At 67.7% G+C, this 18634-nt stretch carries 19 protein-coding genes; 3 read left to right on the top strand and 16 right to left on the bottom strand.

Features of this window, described 5'->3' with window-relative positions:
• Positions 1-3: 3 nt before the first annotated feature.
• The 6 genes from frr to rplM all read right to left on the bottom strand — a co-directional run bounded on the left by frr (position 4) and on the right by rplM (position 4006).
• Positions 4-558, bottom strand: coding sequence for a ribosome recycling factor (gene frr / locus WEA80_09825; protein ID MEX1186875.1), 555 nt, complete (start codon positions 556-558; stop codon positions 4-6).
• On the bottom strand, positions 555-1265 hold the full coding sequence (gene pyrH, locus WEA80_09820; protein MEX1186874.1) for a UMP kinase: 711 nt from the start codon (positions 1263-1265) through the stop codon (positions 555-557). Before pyrH ends, frr begins: the two co-directional genes overlap by 4 nt.
• A gap of 137 nt (positions 1266-1402) precedes the next feature.
• A complete protein-coding gene (gene tsf, locus WEA80_09815) occupies positions 1403-1996 on the bottom strand; it encodes a translation elongation factor Ts (protein MEX1186873.1) in 594 nt (197 codons plus the stop codon).
• A 242-nt stretch (positions 1997-2238) separates the two neighbouring features.
• The gene (gene rpsB, locus WEA80_09810) at positions 2239-3150 is read right to left on the bottom strand and encodes a 30S ribosomal protein S2 (protein ID MEX1186872.1); all 912 of its coding nucleotides are present in this window, start codon (positions 3148-3150) and stop codon (positions 2239-2241) included.
• 7 nt (positions 3151-3157) lie between these two features.
• Positions 3158-3553 carry a 30S ribosomal protein S9 gene (rpsI, locus tag WEA80_09805; GenBank protein ID MEX1186871.1) on the bottom strand — a complete coding sequence of 132 codons (396 nt, stop codon included), beginning with the start codon at positions 3551-3553 and terminating at the stop codon, positions 3158-3160.
• Positions 3554-4006, bottom strand: coding sequence for a 50S ribosomal protein L13 (rplM, locus tag WEA80_09800; GenBank protein MEX1186870.1), 453 nt, complete (start codon positions 4004-4006; stop codon positions 3554-3556).
• Between the two features lie 255 nt (positions 4007-4261).
• Here rplM and WEA80_09795 point away from each other — a divergent pair, with 255 nt between their 5' ends.
• Positions 4262-4510, top strand: coding sequence for a hypothetical protein (locus tag WEA80_09795; protein ID MEX1186869.1), 249 nt, complete (start codon positions 4262-4264; stop codon positions 4508-4510).
• Positions 4511-4532: 22 nt separating this feature from the next.
• Here the strand turns inward: WEA80_09795 and WEA80_09790 are convergent, their stop codons facing one another.
• From WEA80_09790 to WEA80_09760, 7 genes are read right to left on the bottom strand one after another with little or no spacing between them, the layout of a single operon-like run.
• The gene (locus tag WEA80_09790; GenBank protein MEX1186868.1) at positions 4533-5738 is read right to left on the bottom strand and encodes a DUF819 family protein; all 1206 of its coding nucleotides are present in this window, start codon (positions 5736-5738) and stop codon (positions 4533-4535) included.
• Between the two features lies 1 nt (position 5739).
• Positions 5740-6243: a biotin/lipoyl-containing protein gene (locus tag WEA80_09785; GenBank protein MEX1186867.1), complete on the bottom strand. Its 504-nt coding sequence runs from the start codon at positions 6241-6243 to the stop codon at positions 5740-5742.
• Positions 6240-7460 (bottom strand): hypothetical protein, encoded by a 1221-nt coding sequence (locus tag WEA80_09780; protein ID MEX1186866.1) that lies wholly within the window; start codon positions 7458-7460, stop codon positions 6240-6242. Before WEA80_09780 ends, WEA80_09785 begins: the two co-directional genes overlap by 4 nt.
• 8 nt (positions 7461-7468) lie before the next feature.
• Complete coding sequence (locus WEA80_09775; GenBank protein ID MEX1186865.1) at positions 7469-8971, bottom strand: acetyl-CoA carboxylase biotin carboxylase subunit; 1503 nt, start codon at positions 8969-8971, stop codon at positions 7469-7471.
• A gap of 3 nt (positions 8972-8974) precedes the next feature.
• On the bottom strand, positions 8975-9691 hold the full coding sequence (locus tag WEA80_09770; GenBank protein MEX1186864.1) for an acyloxyacyl hydrolase: 717 nt from the start codon (positions 9689-9691) through the stop codon (positions 8975-8977).
• Complete coding sequence (locus WEA80_09765) at positions 9688-11238, bottom strand: acyl-CoA carboxylase subunit beta (protein ID MEX1186863.1); 1551 nt, start codon at positions 11236-11238, stop codon at positions 9688-9690. The genes WEA80_09770 and WEA80_09765 overlap by 4 nt, the downstream gene beginning before the upstream one ends.
• Entirely contained in the window at positions 11235-11681 is a 447-nt protein-coding gene (locus WEA80_09760) for an alpha/beta family hydrolase (GenBank protein ID MEX1186862.1), read from the bottom strand. The genes WEA80_09765 and WEA80_09760 overlap by 4 nt, the downstream gene beginning before the upstream one ends.
• A 149-nt stretch (positions 11682-11830) precedes the next feature.
• Between WEA80_09760 and WEA80_09755 the strand changes: the two genes are divergently transcribed.
• Together WEA80_09755 and WEA80_09750 are read left to right on the top strand one after the other, a co-directional pair.
• The gene (locus WEA80_09755) at positions 11831-12931 is read left to right on the top strand and encodes an ankyrin repeat domain-containing protein (protein ID MEX1186861.1); all 1101 of its coding nucleotides are present in this window, start codon (positions 11831-11833) and stop codon (positions 12929-12931) included.
• Between the two features lie 51 nt (positions 12932-12982).
• On the top strand, positions 12983-13771 hold the full coding sequence (locus WEA80_09750) for a M90 family metallopeptidase (protein ID MEX1186860.1): 789 nt from the start codon (positions 12983-12985) through the stop codon (positions 13769-13771).
• Between the two features lie 347 nt (positions 13772-14118).
• Here WEA80_09750 and WEA80_09745 read toward each other — a convergent pair whose 3' ends face one another.
• The 3 genes from WEA80_09745 to WEA80_09735 are packed head-to-tail and all read right to left on the bottom strand — an operon-like array spanning position 14119 to position 18457.
• On the bottom strand, positions 14119-14769 hold the full coding sequence (locus WEA80_09745) for a carboxypeptidase regulatory-like domain-containing protein (protein ID MEX1186859.1): 651 nt from the start codon (positions 14767-14769) through the stop codon (positions 14119-14121).
• A complete protein-coding gene (locus tag WEA80_09740) occupies positions 14769-16163 on the bottom strand; it encodes a sigma-54 dependent transcriptional regulator (protein ID MEX1186858.1) in 1395 nt (464 codons plus the stop codon). The genes WEA80_09745 and WEA80_09740 overlap by 1 nt, the downstream gene beginning before the upstream one ends.
• Positions 16139-18457 carry an ATP-binding protein gene (locus WEA80_09735; protein ID MEX1186857.1) on the bottom strand — a complete coding sequence of 773 codons (2319 nt, stop codon included), beginning with the start codon at positions 18455-18457 and terminating at the stop codon, positions 16139-16141. The genes WEA80_09740 and WEA80_09735 overlap by 25 nt, the downstream gene beginning before the upstream one ends.
• Positions 18458-18634: the final 177 nt, after the last annotated feature.

Here is an 18634-nt window from a genome sequence, read left to right as displayed (position 1 = left end):
CTGTCAAACTTCCAGGATCTCGGCTTCTTTGCCCTTCAGCAGCTCCTCGATCTTGCCGATCTCCTCGTCGTGCAGCTTCTGGAGGTCCTTCTCGGCGTGCTTGATGTCGTCTTCCGACATCTTGTCGAGCTTCTTCAGCTTGTCGCGCGCGTCGGTCCGCGCGTGCCGCACCCCGATCCGCCCTTCTTCCGCGAGCTTGTGCACGACCTTGACCAGGTCGCGGCGGCGCTCCTCGTTGAGCGCGGGCAGCGGCACGCGGATGACACCGCCCTGCGTCGCGGGATTGAGCCCGAGATCGGAATCGCGGATCGCCTTCTCGATTACCTGGGTGAGGCCCTTGTCCCACGGCGTCACGGTCAGCAGCCGCGGCTCGGGAGCGGACACGCCCGCCACCTGGTTGAGCGGCATCGTCTGGCCGTAGGCCTCGACCTTCACCGTGTCGAGCAGGTTGGTCGTCGCCTTCCCGGTCCGGATCGACGCGAACTCGTGCTTGGTGTTCGCGAGAGCCTTATCCATCGCCAGCTTCGCGTCCTTGTTGATCTGCTGTATGGTGCTCATTGGACGAGTGTGCCGACGCGGTCGCCGCGAATCGCGCTCGCCACCGCGCCGTGCTTGTTGATGTTGAGGACTATGAGCGGAAGGTCGTTCTCCTTGCACAGCGTGATCGCGGTCTGGTCCATGACGCCCAGCTCCTCCAGCATCACGTCGCGATAGCTGATCGTCTCGTACAGCGTGGCATCCGGGTTCTTGCGCGGGTCGGCCGAGTACACGCCGTCCACGCCCGTGGCCTTGATGATGACGTTGGCCTTCATCTGGATGGCGCGCAGCGCGGCAGCCGTGTCCGTGGAGAAGTACGGGTTGCCGGTTCCGCCCGCGAAGATCACCGTGCGGCCTTGCTCCAGATGCCGCATGGCCCGGCGGCGGATGTACGGCTCAGCGACTTCCTCCATCCGGAGCGCGGTCATGACGCGCGTCTCGACGCCGCGGCGCTCGAGCACGTCCTGCATGGCCAGCGCGTTGATCACGGTGCCGAGCATGCCCATGTAGTCGGCGCCGACGCGATCCATTCCCATCTTGGAGAGTTGCGCGCCGCGCACGATGTTGCCGCCGCCGAGCACGAGCCCGACTCCCGCGCCCATCTCGACGATGTCCGCGATCTCGCCCGCGAGGCGGTCCAGCACCGCCATGTCGAATCCAAAGCCCTTCTCGCCGGCGAGTGCTTCGCCGGAGATCTTGAGCAGGACGCGGGAGTAGGCGAGGGGCATTAGAAAAAGGTGACTAGTGACTAGTGACTAGTGACTGGTAACGGCAGACCTACAGAACTATAGAACTACAGAACGACGGGAGCCGCTTGATGTTAGCGCTTGACTAGCCACTAGTCACTAGTCACTAGTCACTGCCGTTAGTCGCCCATTTGAAATCGGACGAACCGCCTGACCTGGATATTCTCCCCGACCCGCGCGGAGGCCTCCTTGACCAAATCGCCGATCGTCTTTTTCGGCTCGCGGATCCAGGGCTGGCTGAGCAGCACGACTTCCTTGTAGTACGACTCCACCTTCCCCTCCACCATCTTCGCGATGATGTTCTCGGGCTTGCCGCTCGCGCGCGCCTGCTCCTCGAAGATGCGCCGCTCGCGCTCCACGGCTCCGGACGGCACTCCGCCCTTGTCCACGGCCAGCGGGGCCGCGCTCGCGATGTGCAGCGCGATCTCGCGAGCCAGCGTCTTGAAGTCGTCGGTGCGCGCGACGAAGTCCGTCTCGCAGTTCACCTCGACCAGCACGCCGACCTTGCCGTTGTGGTGGATGTAGCTGGTGATCTGGCCTTCGCTGGTCCGCTTGCCCAGGCGCTTCTCGGCCTTGGCGATTCCCTTCTTGCGAAGGTATTCCTCCGCCTTCTCCTTGTCGCCCTTCGTCTCCTCCAGCGCGCGCTTGCACTCCATCATTCCCGCGCCGGTGCGCTGGCGAAGCTCCTGAACGTCCTTGGCTGTAAATGCCATTGCAAAATTCCTTATGCTAGCTGTGGAGCGTCTGCTCCATCGTGATTAACAAGAACGCTATTAGCTATTGGCTATTGGCTGTTAGCCACAGCGGAACTGCGCGGAACGCGGGGTTTTCTAGCTAATAGCCAATAGCCAACAGCTAATAGCCCCCTCCTGCAACGACGCCGCCGACAAGCTGCCGGCGGCGTCCCTGAATCTAACTCCTGCCGCGTCGGCAGTTCACTAGTCACTAGTCACCGTTATTCGGTTACCGCCTCGTCGCCACCGGCGTCCGCCGCCTCACCCGCTTCTCCCGCTTCTCCCGGCTCTCCGCCGATCTTGAGACGCGCCGCGATGGCTTCGGGCTTCGCCCGCCGCTTCCGCGGACGCCGCTTGCGTCTGCGCTCGGACTCGCCCTCGGGCTCGGCGCCGCGGTCGGAGCTGTACGTGTACGACTCCGCTTCCTCGATTTCCTCGCGCACCGGCGCTTCCCGGCGGGCCTCGACGATCGTGTCGGCGATCGCCTTGCACATCACCTCGACCGACCGGATCGCGTCGTCGTTGCCCGCGATCGGAACCGTGATCAGATCGGGATCGGCGTTCGTGTCCACCAGGGCGATCATCGGAATGCCGAGCTTGTTGGCTTCGGCGACCGCGATGCGCTCCTTCTTGGAATCGATCACGAACATCAGCCCGGGGATCCGCGTCATCGACTTGATGCCGGCGAGATTCTTCGTGAGCTTCTCGCGCTGCCGGCTGAACAGCAGCTGCTCCTTCTTGGTGTAGTTCTCGAAGCCGCCGCCCTCTTCCGCGCCCGACTCGAGCTCCTTCAGCCGGCGCAGCTGCTTCTTGATCGTCTGGAAGTTGGTCAGCAGTCCGCCGAGCCAGCGCTCCGTGATGAACATCGCGCCGCAGCGCTCGGCTTCCGCCCGCACGAGCGGGGCGAGCTGCCGCTTGGTGCAGACGAACAGAACGTTCTCGCCGCGCAGAATCACCTCGCGCACGAGCTTCTGCGCCAGCTCCAGCTGCCGCAGCGTCTTCTGCAGGTCGATGATGTGGATCCCGTTCCGCTCGGCGAAGATGAACCGGCGCATCTTCGGATTCCAGCGGCGGGTCTGGTGGCCGAAGTGCACACCGGCTTCGAGCAGCTGCTCGAGATTCGGATGAGTCATCGGTCGCTTACCGCTTGCTGAACTGGAATTTCTTGCGCGCCTTCGGGCGGCCCGGCTTCTTGCGCTCGACCGCGCGCGCGTCGCGCGTCAGCAGTCCGAGCCCGCGGAGCTTCCTGCGGTGCGCTTCGTCCATCACCACCAGGGCGCGGGCCACCGCGAGGCGCAGCGCGCCCGCCTGGCCGCTCATGCCGCCGCCTTCGAGCTTCGCCTTCACGTCGAACTGCCCGAGCGTATCGGTCGCCGTGAACGGCTGCTGAATCGCGCTTACGAGGGTCGGACGGGGGAAGTAATCACCCAGCGTGCGACCGTTGACGTCCCACTTGCCGGATCCGGGGGTGATGTAGGCCCGGCACACCGCTTCCTTGCGGCGGCCGATCGTGTGCGTGACTGCGGAGTCTGCCATTTACTTCGTTGAAGTGGTTTTCTTGAGATCCAGAACGACGGGACTCTGCGCGATGTGCGGGTGCGCAGGTCCGGGGTAAACGCGGAGCTTCCCGCGCAGGGACGACTTGGCCAGGTTGGTCTTGGGCAGCATGCCGTGCACGGCCTTCTCGATCACGCGCTCGGGATGCTTGTCGATCATCGTGGCGTACGGCATGAACCGCTCGTGGCCCATGTAGCCGGTGTGCTTGAAGTACCGCTTCTGCTCGGCCTTCCGCCCGGTGACCTTGACCTTCGCGGCGTTGATGACGATGACGTTGTCGCCCGTGTCCATGTGGGGCGTGAACATCGGCTTGTGCTTGCCACGGATTATCTTGGCGATCTCGCTGGCCAAACGGCCGAGCACGACACCGTCGGCGTCGACGATGTACCAGCGATGCTCGATGTCGGTTGGCGTTGCGGTATAAGTCTTCATTAGAGATGCGAAACGGAAGCGTACGTACAAACCGCCGCCGAGCTCTGCCGGCGACGGTGATGTTTTCGGGGTGTTTTGGAACAGACTCGTAAGCTACGCAACAACTTAGGCTAAGTCAAACCCCCCGGCCCGGATGCGACGGAGCGTTCCCCCCACCTCCCGCGTCAGGGCCTGCACTCGTAATTTCCCGCTCCCCCCGGCCGTCCGGCCGGGAAGAGTCACGCATTTCCCCAGCCAAGAGGAGTCTCCGAGCCGATGAATAGAGCCCGAACAGTCGCGTCCGCGGCTGCGCTGATCCTGACAGGCGCGGCCTTCACCGAGATACACGACCAGCCGCCGGGCAGCTTCCTCGGTGGAGTGTCCGGATTGAGCTCGCGCGAGCGCGCCTACTTCACCGCGGACCTGCGGCCGTGGACCTACACGCTCGTGTGCTTCGTGCCGGATCACAAGGACGGGAAGCCGCACATCGCGCACGGCATGTTCCGCGATATCACGGTCGAGTAGGCGCTTTTGGGGGCGGTAGCCGCTAGGTGGCTATCGCCCCCAGCATCCAGGCGCACGCCAGCCCGCCGTAAATCCCGAGTATGTAGCCGCCGACCGCCATCAGCAGCCCTACCGGCGCCATGGCGGGATGATAGACACCCGCGACGATCGGGGCCGATGCGGCACCGCCGATGTTGGCCATGCTCCCGGTCGCGACGAAGAACAGCGGCGCCCGGATGAGCCGCGCCACGCCGAACAGGATCGCCGCGTGGATCGCGATCCAGAGCACGCCGGCCAGCATGTACAGCGGCGTTTGCACTATCGCCCGCAGCTCCGCCTGCGCTCCGATCGCGCCGAGCAGCAGGTACAGCGCGGTGTAACCGATCCGCGACGCGCCCACCTCCTCGAGATCCCGCGCACGGGTGAACGACAGCAGCAGGCCGCCGGTCACGACGATCAGCACCGCCCACGTCGTCGTGCTGATGATGGTCGGGTCGCCGAGCGTCGGCATCTTTCCCGCGGCGTACAGCGCGAGCACGGCCCCGCCGAAGCCGAGCGCCACGATCATCGCGATGTCGCGCAGATCGCTGGGGCGCCGGCGGGCCGCGACGTCCGCGAGCCGGCGGTTGGTCTCCTCGATCGCCTCCGTCCGCGCGCCGATCCGCCGGTCGAACCGCGCCTGCCAGCCGCTGAAGAAGAGCAGCACGCCCATCCAGCCGTAGCCCACGACGGTGTCCACCACGATCAGCGGGCCCAGGACCGACTGCGGCGTGCCCACGCTCTCCGCGATCGCCACCATGTTCGCCGTCCCGCCGATCCAGCTGCCGGACAGCGCCGCGAATCCCTTCCATGCATCCGCCGGCAGGAAACCACGGAAGACCAGGAAGGAGCCGATGGCCCCCGCGATCACCCCGATCGTGCCGGCGACCATCATTATCGACGCCATCTTGCCGAGCTTGAGGATCGCCTTGAGATCTACAGTGATCATCAGCAGCAGCAGCGCGACCGGCAGGAGGTACCGAGTCATCCACGAGTAGGCCGGCGACGCGAGCGGGATGATGCCGAAAGCCGTCGACAGCGTCGGAATGAAGTACGCGTAGATCACCGGGGGCGTTATGTCGAACAGCTTCTTCAGCGGCGCGAGTCCGCTCAGCCAGAACACCATGCCCAGCACCGCGGCGATGTACGCGAACACCGCGACGGGCTCGTTGATCAGCGCCACGGCCTGAACCGGTTGAATGGGATCCATGTTATTCCAGCTCCACGAGGACGGTGCCCTTCTCGACGGCGGTGCCCGCCGAGACTCGAATCGTCTTGACCGTTCCTGCCGACTTCGACCGCAGCTCGTTCTCCATCTTCATCGCCTCGATCGAGACGAGTGCCTGGCCCGCCGAGACGGCGTCGCCGACCTGCACGCCGATCCTGACGACGAGTCCCGGCATGGGTGCCACCAGCGGCGCGGGCCCGGCCGCCTTCTCCTTGTCGACGGAGAGCGCGCGGATCGCGCGGGTACGCTCGTCCAGGGCCTCCACTTCGTAGCGGTAGCCGTCGATCCACAAAGTGTACCGGCCGCGGCCATCCTGCCCGCGGGCGAGGACGCTGTGCACCTTGCCGTCGAGCGTGAGCAGACGGATGGGCGTTCCGGGGCGCGCTCCCTCGAGATGCGCGGCGACCGCGGCGCCCGCGTGACTGACCCCGCCGCCGCCGAGCGTGACCGCGTGGTCCTCGCCGTTGACGCTCACGACGTATCTCACGGCACCAGCTCGCAGACGGTCTCGACGTGCGCGGTCTGCGGAAACATGTCGAACGCGACCACGCCGGCGATCCGGTACGAGGGAAGCCGCGAAATGTCGCGCGCGAGCGTCGCCGGATTGCAGCTCACGTAAATGACGGCGCGCGGCTTTGCCTCGAGCGCCTCGAGCGTCGCCGCGACTCTCTCGTCGACTCCGGCGCGCGGCGGATTCAGCAGCACCACGTCGGCCGGAAGCGCTTCGGGCAGCTCGTCTTCGACCCTGCCCCGGATCGCGCGCGAGCCTTCGGGCAGGTGACGGACGCACCAGTCGGAGGCGAGCTGGTCGAGCTCGATCGCGGTGACGGCGGCGCCCGACTGCGCGAGAGGGATCGCGGTGGCGCCCGCGCCGGAGTACGCGTCCACCACACGCGCGGGCCCGTACGACAGCGCGCGCTCGAGCACGTGCGCGTGCAACTCGGCGGCGACCGCGGGGTTGATCTGCGCGAATGAGATGCCGGGCACCTTGCGCGAGCCGGGCGTGTCGCGGCTGTGCAGCAGCGCGGGACCGCGTCCCTCCTGCTCCCACCACAAGTCGGACAGCGACGGCACCGCCGCGAAGAAATCCTCGTGCGTCGCCCAGCGCGTGCCGCCCTCCAGGGAGAACGTGTACGCCCCGTCGGCGAGCTTCACGCTCCCGCGCAGCTCGGACGCGTCGGGAAAGAGCGCGGATGCGCCCATCACCTCACGCCACACGCGCACCACCCCGCGCTCGGTGATGGGACAATCCGCCAGGGAGAAGATCCGCGACGGATCGTCGTACGCGCGCAGCCCCGCGATCCAGTTGCCGCCACGGCGACGGATGGCCAGCGTCAGCTTCGTGCGGTAACGCCATTCGCTGGAGCTCGGACGAACTTCCGGCGGGGACAGCTGCCGCTTGCCGATCCGCTCGATGGCGTCGCGAATGATGCGCTGCTTCGCCGCGAGCTGGCCGCGATACGTGATGTGCTGGAGCTGGCAGCCGCCGCATCTGTCGCGCGTGTAATGCGGGCACGGCGGATCCGTGCGATCCGGCGACGGCCGCGTCACGGTGCGCAGCGATCCGCGCGCGAACTGCCCCTTGCCGGCGATGCTCGCCGTCACGATGTCGCCCGCCGCCGTGCGCGGCACGAACACCACGAGCCCGTTGCTCCGGCCCACCCCGTCCCCGCCGGCGGCGATCGAATCGACGGCGAGCGTCACGACGGGACTCACTCGCGGAGCGCGTCCAGGCGCGCCGCCCGCTTCCACTGATCGCCGGCGGCGACGGGCAGCATGGCCGGCATGCGGCCGAGCCTGTCTTCCTCCGCGAGAAACGCGGCCGCCAGCGCCGCCGCGCGCACGCCTTCGGGCGGCGGCGACACGGCGATCAGCGAGTCCAGCCTCCGCTCGAGCCACTGGATGTCGAAGTCTCCGGCGCGGAATTCCGCGTCTTCCATGAGGCGAAGGTGGAAGTCGCGCGACGTCTCCACTCCGTCGATCGTGAGCTCGAGCAACGCCCGGTGCATGCGCGCCACCGCCTGCTCGCGGTTCTCGCCCCACACGATGAGCTTGGCCAGCATGGGATCGTAGTGCAGCCCGACTTCGCTGCCCGCCTCGATCCCGCCGTCCCACCGCACGCCGGGCCCGCTGGGCACGCCGAGATATTGCACCACGCCGGTGGACGGCAGGAACCCGTTCGCGGGGTCCTCGCTGGTGATGCGGCATTCGATCGCCCAGCCGCGCGGCTCGATCTCCGTCTGGGCGAACGGAAGCTTCTCGCCCGCGGCGATCCTGATCTGCCACTGGACGATGTCGATGTCGGTGACGAGCTCGGTGACGGGATGCTCAACCTGCAGCCGCGTGTTCATCTCCAGAAAGTAGAACTTTCCGCCGGCGTCCAGCAGAAACTCGCACGTGCCGGCGTTGACGTATCCGGCCGCGCGCGCGACGCGCACGGCGGTCTCGCCCATCGCGCGGCGCAGCCCGGGTGATACGGCCACGCTCGGCGCTTCCTCCAGCATCTTCTGGTGGCGCCGCTGGAGCGAGCACTCGCGCTCGCCGAGTGAGAGCACGGTGCCGTGCGAGTCCGCCAGAACCTGTATCTCCACGTGCCGCGGCCGGGAGATGTACTTCTCCAGATACACGGCGTCGTCGCCGAACGCGGCCTTGGCTTCCCGCGCGGCCGCGCCGAACGCGGCTTCGATCTCGCCGCTCTCGCGCACGACGCGCATCCCCTTCCCGCCGCCGCCCGCCGCCGCCTTGAGCAGCACGGGATAGCCGATCTCTTCGGCCGCCTTCCTCGCGGCGTCCGCGGTCGCGAGCGCGCTCGCGGTGCCCGGCACCACCGGGACCGAGCTCTGAAGCGCGAGCGCGCGGGCGGCCGTCTTGCTGCCCATCGCGGCGATCGCGCCGGGCGGCGGGCCGATGAAGACGAGGCCCGCCTCCAGCACCGCGCGAGCGAACCACTCCCGCTCCGCGAGGAAGCCGTACCCGGGATGGATGGCCTGCGCTCCCGTCCGCAGCGCCGCCGCGATGATTCTCTCGCCGACCAGGTAGCTCTCGGCAGAGGGAGCGGCTCCGATGTTCACGGCCTCGTCGGCGGCGCGCGTGTGCGGAGCCCCGGCGTCCGCGTCGCTGTAAACGGCGACCGACGCTACGCCAAGCTCGCGGCACGCCCGCACGATCCTGAGCGCGATCTCGCCGCGGTTCGCGACGAGCACCTTGTCAAACACGCGCTACCGCTGCGCCCGCTTGCCGAGCGCGCGCGTGAAGCCGGCGTAGAGCACGCGCGTGTCCAGCCCGGGATTGGCGGGACCGGTGTTCGCGTTCGAGGTGTGATTGTGTCGCACACCGGCGAGCAGCGCGGCCGACTGTCCGAGGCGCACTTGCACGCCGGCCGTGACGTCGCCCATGAAGTTGAGCCGCTTCTCTCCGGGATCCGGCACCGGCCTGTCGTACATCGCCGCGCCGGCGCCCGCCCCCACGACCAGCTGCACGCGCTCGCCGGCGAACGCGCGCAGCTGCAGACCGACCGGAGTGACCCCGTAGCCACGCACTGTCGCGGTCTCCATGCGCTCGTCGATTCTGCACCGGTCGAAGGCGTCGCACGTGACGATGTCGCGGTATGTCGTCGGGATGTTGGTGGACCGGATCAGGGGGACCAGGTCCACGTAGTAGTCGAGCGCGAATCCGCGGGCCGCCGAGAGCTGCCGGCCAAAGCGCACGCCAAGCATCTGCACGTCGCGATGCCGCTCGCCATGACGCGTGTCGAAGCTGGAGTGATTCGCCAGGGCACCCCAGACACCGATCCACCACGGTCCGGCGGTCGACGGCCGCGCGGGTGGAACGGTGACGCCGATGGAGCCGTTCGCGCTCGCCGAATCGGGAATCGCGGATGCCGCTGCCGGCACGAGCCAGCAGCCAACAGCCAATAGCCAACAGCTGCTCTTCATAGCGGAATGTTTCCGTGCTTCTTCGGCGGATTCTTGTCGCGCTTGCTCTCGAGCGACTCGAGCGCGTCGATCAGCCGCGGCCGCGTCTCGCGCGGATCGATGATGTCGTCCAGGTAGCCGCGCCCCGCGGCGATGTACGGATGCGCGAACTTTTCGCGGTACTCCTCGATCTTCGCGTCGGTCGCCTTGTCCGGATCCTCGCTGTCGGCGATCTCCTTCCGGAAGAGTATCTCCACGGCGCCCTTCGGTCCCATCACGGCGATCTCCGCGGTGGGCCACGCGACGTTGTAGTCGCCGCGGATGTGCTTCGAGCTCATGACGTCGTACGCGCCGCCGTATGCCTTGCGGGTGATGACCGTGAGCTTGGGCACGGTGGCCTCGCAGTACGCGAACAGCAGCTTGGCGCCGTGCTTGATTATCCCGCCGTGCTCCTGTCCGACGCCCGGCAGGAATCCAGGCACGTCCTCGAACGTCACGACCGGGATGTTGAACGCATCGCAGAAGCGGATGAACCGCGCCGCCTTGATCGACGCGTTGATGTCGAGCACGCCCGCGAGCACCGCCGGCTGATTGGCGACGATCCCGACGCTGTAGCTGCCGAGGTGCGCGAAGCCGCAGATGATGTTGGCGGCGAAGTCCGGCTGGATCTCGAAGAACTCGCCGCCGTCCACGACCCGGCGCAGCACCTCGTGCATGTCGTACGGCTTGTTGGGGTTGTCGGGCACGATGTCCAGCAGCGCCTCGTCGCGCCGCTCACGCGGGTCGATCGCCGGACCGCGCGGCGGATCGGACACGTTGTTCGAAGGAACGAAGCGGAGCAGGTCGCGGATCGCCTGGATGCACGCCGGCTCGGAGTCGAACGCGCAGTGCGCCACGCCGGAGGTCGCCGCGTGCGTGTCGGCGCCGCCAAGCTGCTCCATCGTGACGTCCTCGTGCGTCACCGTCTTCACGACGTTGGGACCCGTGACGAACATGTACGACGTGCCGCGCACCATGAACGTGAAGTCGGTGATCGCGGGCGAGTACACCGCGCCGCCCGCGCACGGACCGAGGATCGCCGAGATCTGCGGCACCACCCCCGAGGCGAGCGTGTTGCGCAGGAAGATCTCCGCGTACCCGCCGAGCGACACGACGCCTTCCTGGATGCGCGCTCCGCCGGAGTCGTTGAGACCGATGACGGGCGCGCCGTTCCGCACGGCGAGGTCCATGATCTTGCAGATCTTCTCAGCGAAGGATTCGGAGAGCGAGCCGCCGAATACGGTGAAGTCCTGGGAGAAGACGTACACCAGCCGCCCGTCGATCCGCCCGTAGCCCGTGACCACGCCGTCGCCGAATATCTTCTGCTTGTCGAGCCCGAAATCGGTGGAGCGGTGCACGACGAAGCGGTCCAGCTCGACGAACGTGCCGCCGTCGAGCAGCAGGTCGAGGCGCTCGCGCGCCGACAGCTTGCCTTTCGCGTGTTGCGCCTTGATGCGCGCGTCCCCGCCCCCCTGCTCGGACTCGGCGCGGCGCTTCTCGAGGAGCTCCAGCTTTTCACGCATCGTCATGGCAGGGGTAAGGTATGCCGCGAATTGGGCCCGGCAACTTGAGGACCCGCCACCCACCTCTGCGTCGCACTCCCGATCTCGTCCAGTACGTCGGCGTCTGTTCTCCCCGACGACTTGAGAACGTGAAATCCGTGATCGGCGCTCTCCAGCCAGTGCATGTCCCAGCGCGGCTTCACTCCCCGCAGCGCCGTCTCCATCAGGTCTCGCCGGCACAGCGCGTCGCGAGTGCCGTTGAAGCAGAGAACCGGCACGTCGATGAGCGGAAGATGCTTGTCGCGCAGCTGCTCGGGCTTCCCCGCCAGCTGGGCCATGCCGCGGTCGTCCATGTTGCCGCCCGCGCCGTGGGCACAGACGAAGACCGCTCCGCGGTCCGCCGCGGTCGGGGGCTCGAAAAGCGCCGTCGTCTGGTCGGCGCCTACCGCGACCTGCCACCTTGTAGGCATGGGTGGGTAAGCTAAGTCCCTGCCCGCCTCACTTCTCAGACGCAGCCCTGTGTCTATACTTTAGGTCTGGGTCAGGAGGGAGGTCCGCGCATGCCAGAAGCACCGCTTGCGAAAGTTCCCCGCGGCACGTCCGCCGGCATCCTGGCGCCATGAGCCTGCCCGCGGCGCTGCCGTTCACGGCGACGATCGAAGACTACAAGCAGCAGGCGAAGGCGCTCTTCAACGCGATCCTGGCCGGTGAGGAGTCGGCACACTGGCGGTTCAAGTGGATCCACCCCCGCTTTCGCGGCCATCCCGTGAGCGCCGTTCGCACGACGACTCTCGCCCCGGCGGACGCCCAGCTCGTGCTGGCACGTGAGTACCACTTCGAGAATTGGGAAGACCTGGCCAGGTTCGCCGAGACCGTGCGCGTGGACAAGGCGGTCGCGCGGTTCGAGGCCGCGGTCGACGCCATCGTCTCCGGCGACATCGACGCGCTGCGCGTCATGCTCGAGAAAGATCCGAAGCTCGTGCATTCGCGCTCGGCCCGCGCCCACCAGGCCACGCTGCTGCACTACGTCGCCGCCAACGGCGTGGAAGACTACCGGCAGAAGACGCCGCCGAACGCCGTCGCCATCGGGCAGCTGCTTTTGAGCGCCGGGGCCGAGCCGGACGCGCTGGCCGACATGTACGACGAGAAGTGCACGACGCTCAGCATGCTCGTGTCGAGCTCCCCGCCGCATGCGGCCGGCCTCCAGGGCGCGCTGGCCGAGACCCTGCTCGATCACGGCGCGGCGCTCGACGGTCCCGGCACCGCCTACCAGTCCGCCGTGATGACCGCGCTCAGCTTCGGGTTCGTGGACACCGCGGAGATGCTCGCCGGGCGCGGCGCGCGCGTCGACACGCTGCCGGCGGTGGCGGGTCTGGGGCGAACGGCGGAGGTAGCGCGGATGCTCCCGCACGCCGACGCGCACGACCGGCAGGCGTCGCTCGCTCTCGCGGCGCAGCTCGGACACGCCGAGGTCGTTCGCCTGCTGCTCGACGCCGGCGTGGATCCGAGCGTGTACAATCCGGAGGGCTTCCACTCGCACGGCACGCCGCTGCATCACGCCGTATGGTCGAGCCACGCCGACGTCGTGCGCATGCTCGTCGAGCGCGGCGCCCGGCTCGACATGAGGGACAAGGTCTACGAGGGAACGCCGCTCGACTGGGCCGTGTACGGCGAGCGCACCGCGCTGGCGGAATACCTCCGAGAGAAAGGAGCGAGCTGAGGGAGCGCGGCGCGCGGCGGGCTGGGACTTGCCCGACCTTAGCTTTACCGGATGCCATTCGGAATTTCGCGCCGGCGGCGCGAGCGACTTCGCGCGAAGCCGGCGCCCCCCGCCTGGCGCGCGATCCTCGAGCGAAATCTTTCCATCTTTCGGCGCCTGCCTCCCGGGGACCAGGCCGAGCTGCTCGGACACGTCCAGGTCTTCCTCGCGGAGAAGCACTTCGAAGGGTGCGGCGGACTGGAGCTGACCGAGGAGATCCGCGTAACGATCGCCGGCCAGGCGTGCGTCCTCCTGCTCCACCGCGAGAGCGATTACTACCCGGAGCTGACGTCGATACTCGTCTACCCGTCGGGCTACGTCGCGCGGGAGGAGCGGCACGTCGGGGGTGGTATCTGGGAGGAGGGCGGCGAGGACCGACTCGGCCACACGGCGCCGGGGATGAAAGCGCTCGTCCTCGCCTGGGATTCCGCGCGGCACGGGGCCGCCGATCCCGAGAGCGGGGCGAACCTCATTCTGCACGAGTTCGCGCATCAGCTCGACTTCGAGAACCGCGAGGTGGACGGAGTGCCCGCGCTGGACACGCGCGGCGAGTACGTCGCCTGGGCGCGCATCATGAGCGCGGAGTTCGAGGCGCTGAGGCGCGCGCAGGACGCGGAGACGCCGACGCTGCTCGACACGTACGGCGCGACCAATCCCGCCGAGTTCTTCGCCGTCTGCACGGAAGCTTTCTTCGAGCGGCCCAGGGCGCTCCGCTCGAGGCATCCCGCGTTGTACGCGGAGCTGCGCAGATTCTTTCGCCAGGATCCCGCCGCGTACTCCGCCGAGCTTGCGCCCGACTGAGGGCGCTGCCACTGTCTGCTGATGTCCGACCAGCTTGATCGCCTCCGGCACGCCCTCGGTTCGTCCTACCAGCTCGAAGGACTGGTGGGGACAGGAGGCATGGCGTCGGTGTATCGCGCGACCGACGTGCGGCACAACCGCAAGGTGGCGGTCAAGGTGCTGCACCCCGATCTCGCCAGCTCCGTAGGCTCGGAGCGGTTCACCGCCGAGGTGCTGCTCACGGCGAGCCTGCAGCACCCCATCCGGCCACCCTCGGAAAGTTGCGCCAGAAGCTACGGGCGGACTGCGGCGACCGAAAGCGCGAGTCGCTTTCTTCGAGCTGGAGGGTGGACTGAAGCTCGCGCGGATTACCGCGGGTGGCGCTGCACCGCCGCGCGGAGATTCAGCGGCACGCCGTACTCCAGTGTCAGGTCGACGCGCACGGCGCCGTTGGCGGTAACTGCGACGACCTGATCCCGTGTCCGCAGTCGCCGATGCCACGTGCGGAGGTGATAGGTACCCGGCGCCACACCAGCAACCTCGAAGCGGCCCTCGTCGTCCGTGACGGTGCGATACGGCGACGCGACCACGACGACATAGGCCACCATCTCCGGATGCACGTGACAGAAGATCACGTGGACGCCTTCCACTTTGAAGGCGAAGCTGCGCCGCTCGCCCTGCGGGTACGTGCCGAGGTCGAAACCGCCGGCGCCCATACTGGGGCTGAAGACGTTGTGCATCACGGGATCGCTGTTCGGGAAGGACACAGTCGACCCCGGGGAGACGGCGATGACGGACGGCACGAACCGCAGACCGAGCTGATCTATCTGGGCGCTCGCCGGCTCGACTGCCGGCACCTGAGTTGACGCGGTGGGAATCAGGTACACGACGACGCCACGTATGCCCGGCGCTGGAGTGGTGACCGTTCCGGAAACGACGCCGGGCTGCGCGGTCAGGCGCGCGGGCGGGGAAAACAGTGCGCCAGCGAGGACGACGCCAGCCATCAGCCGACCTTTCATCAGGACTCTTCCTTGGCGACCGCGCCGTTGAGCTCCGCCAGCCACCGATGCAGCGTTCGCCGGCTGACGCCGGCTGCCACCGCCGCGCGTGACACGTTGCCGCCATTGATCTCGAGGAGCCGTCCAACGTAAGCGGCGCGGAAGTCGCGCAGCGCCTTGTCCTGGGCCTCGGAGTACGACACCGGCCAGCTCGCGGGCTCGCCATCGCGCGGCTTGACCCGCGGTTGGAGCGCGTCGTCGAGATTCTCCTGCGTGATCCGCCCATCCTTGTCCAGCAGGACGAGACGCTGCGCGGTGTTGCGCAGCTCTCGGACGTTGCCGGGCCACGGGTGCCGCTCGAGGATGGTCCATGCCTCCGCCGTCACCTGCGGCGGCCAGCGGCGCGCGGTGCAGGCGAACTCCTCGAGGAAGGCAGTCATCAGGATGCGCACGTCGCCGTGCCGCGCGCGCAGGGGCGGCAGGGCAAAATGGACGACGTTGAGCCGGTAGTACAGATCTTCCCGGAACCGGCCGGAGGCCACCGTCGCCTCGAGATCGTGATTGGTCGCTGCCACTACGCGGATGTCGAGGTCGATGAGCCGGGAGTCGCCGAGCCGGCGTATCTGTCGCTGCTCGAGCGCGCGCAGCAGCTTCGACTGAAGACTGATCCCCAACTCGGCGATCTCGTCGAAAAAGACCGTGCCGCCATTCGCTTTGGCAAGCAGTCCATCGGTGCGCTGAACGGCGCCCGTGAACGCGCCGCGCTCGTGGCCGAACAGCTCCGACTCCAGCAGCCCTTCCGGCATCGCCGCGCAGTCTACGGGGACGAACGGCTTGGCCTGGCGGAGCGAGTGCGCGTGCATGAAGAGCGCCATGAGCTCCTTGCCGGTGCCGCTCTCGCCGGTGATGAGCACGTTCGCGTTCGTGGGGGCGACTATCGCCGCCTGCTCGAGCAGCCGCTGCATGACCGCGCTCGAGCCGAGTATACCGTCGCCGCCCTGGGCGAGCTCCACCTGCTGCCGCAGCGCGCGGTTCTCCACCGTCAATCCGCGATAGCGCGCGGCGCGCTCGACGGCTACGAGCAGCTGGTCGGCGGTGAACGGCTTGGTGATATAGTCAAACGCTCCCTCGCGGACCGCGGCCACGGCCGAGGCGACGGTGGCGAACGCCGTCATCAGGATCACGGGACGCGCGCGGTCGTCGGCCAGAGCCGCCGCCAGGATGATCAGCCCGCCGGTGCCGGGCATGCGCAGGTCCGTGATGATGACGTCAGGATCGACCTCCGCCGCCACCTCTCGGAAGCGTAGCGGCTCGGCGAGGGTCGTGCAGGCATAACCCTCCCGACTCAGCAGACGCTCGCAGTTCTCGAGCATCGCCTGTTCGTCGTCGATTACGAGTACGCGGGCTCGTTCCACGTTGCGACCATCGGTTGGAGGGGGATGCTGACGATGAACCGGCAGCCGCCGTCGGGTGGCGCGTCGACGGCGATGACGCCACCATGGCGATCGACGATGCTGCGGCACACCGTGAGGCCGAGGCCAGTGCCGTGCCCGGGTCCCTTCGTCGTGAAGAAGGGATCGAAGACGCGCTCGCTCAGCTCGGGCGCCAGCCCGTAGCCGGTATCTCGCACCTCGATTTCCACCGCTTCCCCGTCGGCGCTGCGCCGGATGGACAGCGTCACGGTTCCGTCCGGCGGCGTGGCATCTGCCGCGTTGAGCAGCAGATTTACGATGACGGTTTCGATGGCTTTCTCGTACCCGATGACGTCGGGCACGCCGGTCTCGACGTCGAGCCGCAGATGCAAACGGCGCGTCGCCATCGTCCGGTGGAGGAGCGCCACGGTGCTCTCGGCAAGCGCGCCGAGCGCGACCGGCCCCGCTTCGCCGCGGTCGTCCCGCGCGAACCGCAGCAGGCTCGTCGTCAGCTGTCGCAGCCGCGCCACGTGTTGCTGTAGCACGTCGAGGTCCGCAGCCAGCGAGGTATCGCTCCACTTACCCAGTACGTCGCGTTGCATGCACTCGATGCGGTTGCCGATGATGGCCAGCGGGTTGTTGATCTCGTGCGCCAGCCCGGCCGCCATGACGCTGATGGCCGCCAGCCGTTCGGACCGCCGCATCTGGTCCTCGAGGCGGGACTGCAGCCGGTTGTCGCGGACGATGTAGGAAGAACCGAGCGCGTCACCGTCCGCGCCGACGATGAGCGTGGCCGTGAGACTTATCTGAATGGTCGTGCCGTCCTTGGCGAGCACTTCGGTGAGGAAGTTCACCACCGCGTGCTCCCGCTCCAGCTCACGGCGCATCGCCGCCTGCTCGCGGCGGGCCCGCTCGCCGCTGGGCCGGAGAATGGCGTTGATATCCCGGCCCAGGGCCTCCGACGCCGAATAGCCGAGGAGCCGCTCGGCGCCGTCGTTCCAGATGGTGACGACGCCGGAAGGGTCGAGCCCGATGATGCCGTCGGCGGAATGCTTGAGAATGTCGGTCAACTCGGCGTGGGTGTGCTCGAGCAGGCGGGTTCGCTCCGCGATGAGCGCTTCTCGCTGCGCGCGATGCCGCGCGACCTGCTCGGCCACCCGCGCGAAGTCATTCGCGAGATCCTCGAACTCGTCATTCGTCTCGACGCTCGGCTGTCGCACGGCTTCGCCACGGGCGAGCTGCCAGGCGGCATCGCGGATCCGGAAGATCGGTTTGGTGAACTCGTTCGCCGCGAGCATGGCGAGGCCCAGCACGAGCAGCGTCGCCAAGCCCGCGGCGAGGAGGACGAGCAACACGAACGAGCGCGCTGGCGCTGCGACCGTGGCGATGGGCACGACGCGATAGAGCGAGAGTCTGGCCCTGGAGGACGGACCCAGCGAGAGGGGCCGGAAACTGACCAGCTTCCGGTCGGGCGTCATCACCGTGCCCGTGCGTCCCGAGGTGATAGCCGATGCGACGTCGTCCGGAAAGTCGCTGCGCACGCTCAGCCGATCGTGCGCGGCCAGGAGGGTGGCCCAGTTGCGCTTGCGAACCGAGTGGTAGAGAAAGTGCCCGTCGCCGTCGACCAGTCCCGTGATGCCGCCGAATCCCGCCGACGAATGATCGAGATGCGAGAAGAGCGCCGAGGCGTACGCCTCGCCGACCACGACACCGCGGAATTCGCCGTTCGGCGCGTGCACGGGAAGCAGGATGGCTACCGCCGGCATCGGCTTCCGGAGGACGGGATCTTCGGGGCCCGCCACCTCGATGGCGAAGAGCAATCGCGTGTGCGGCTGGAGTGAGCTGGCGCGCCAGGCGTAGTACTCGCCCCCGTCCATCTCCTCTGCGTTCAGCGGCGGACCCGACGCGCGCACGAGCGACCGGTAGCGGCCGTCGGCGTCGATGAGCTTCGCCTGGTACAGCGACGGCTCGGTGGCAAGGAGCGTCCGCACGATACGTTCGGCGTCCAGGCGCTCACGCGCGGAGACGGCGCCGGCGCGGAGCAACGGCCCCAACACGACGTTGGCGATGAGGTTCATGTGACCTTCCGTCGAGCTGAGCGTGAGCGCGGTCTCGGCCTCGGCCATCTCGAGGTCGTGCTCGAGCGTATTGCGCGCACTGGCCTCGATCTGAGACACCGTCTCGCGCGCGCCGATGAATGACACGACAGCCAGCGGTCCAAGCGCCACGAGTGCGAATGCGATCGCGAGCTTGACGCGGATGCTCAACCGCGGGAACAGCTTGTTGACGTTGATCATCAACGGCCGTGGGTTGCAGCCAAGCGCGGTGCATGCCGCATTCTAGGCACCAGTGCGGAAGGGTAACTCGTCAAGTCAATATGTAGTGCGGTGGCACTTGGCAAGTGAAAAAACGCTACTGCTGTCTGGTGCAGTGCCCCCCCGCGAAGACGACGCAGCCCGCCGCGCGTTGCGCCG

The organism is Gemmatimonadaceae bacterium (assembly GCA_040882285.1).
GTDB lineage: Bacteria > Gemmatimonadota > Gemmatimonadetes > Gemmatimonadales > Gemmatimonadaceae > JACDCY01.
The sequence above is the reverse complement of the archived record's forward strand: the minus strand, read 5'-3'. Positions and strand labels throughout refer to the sequence as shown.